The sequence below is a fragment of the Streptomyces sp. DH10 genome, assembly GCF_029813805.1.
Taxonomy (GTDB): domain Bacteria; phylum Actinomycetota; class Actinomycetes; order Streptomycetales; family Streptomycetaceae; genus Streptomyces; species Streptomyces coeruleofuscus.
This window is the reverse complement of record NZ_JARVKU010000063.1, coordinates 1-445: the sequence shown is the minus strand read 5'-3', so window position 1 is coordinate 445 and position 445 is coordinate 1. Positions and strand designations below refer to the sequence as shown.

Here is a 445-nt window from a genome sequence, read left to right as displayed (position 1 = left end):
GTGTCGACGCTCGTCGGGAACAGGCTCGTCACCTTGGGGTAGTCGCCGTCGAGCAGACGCGTCGTCATGCGACGCTGGCCGGCCTCGAAACCGGCGAGACCGGAGCCCGTCGACGCGCCGCTCAGGGAGAGCGAGACGTTGCCGGCGGCGCCGAGGGACTTGGCGAGCGAGTCGAGGGTGCGCGCGGGCACGAGCGCCGCGTACTCGGCGCCCTCGTCTCCGGCGTTCCACATGACCTCGCGCATCGCGAGGCGGTAGCGGTCCGTCGCGAGCAGCGTCAGCTTGTTGCCGGAGACCTCGACGCGCACGCCGGTGAGGATCGGCAGGGTGTCACCGCGGTCGGCCGCGACGCTGACCTGCGCGACGGCCTGCGTGAAGACGTCCCCGGCAATGACGCCCGTCGGATCGGGGTTGGCGGGCAGCGTCGGGTACTCGCCCGTCGGCA

General features: G+C 72.4%; 1 pseudogene. It reads right to left on the bottom strand.

Annotated elements, in window-relative coordinates:
• Positions 1–445: pseudogene (locus tag QC385_RS43860) on the bottom strand (DNA polymerase III subunit beta); the annotation flags it as partial.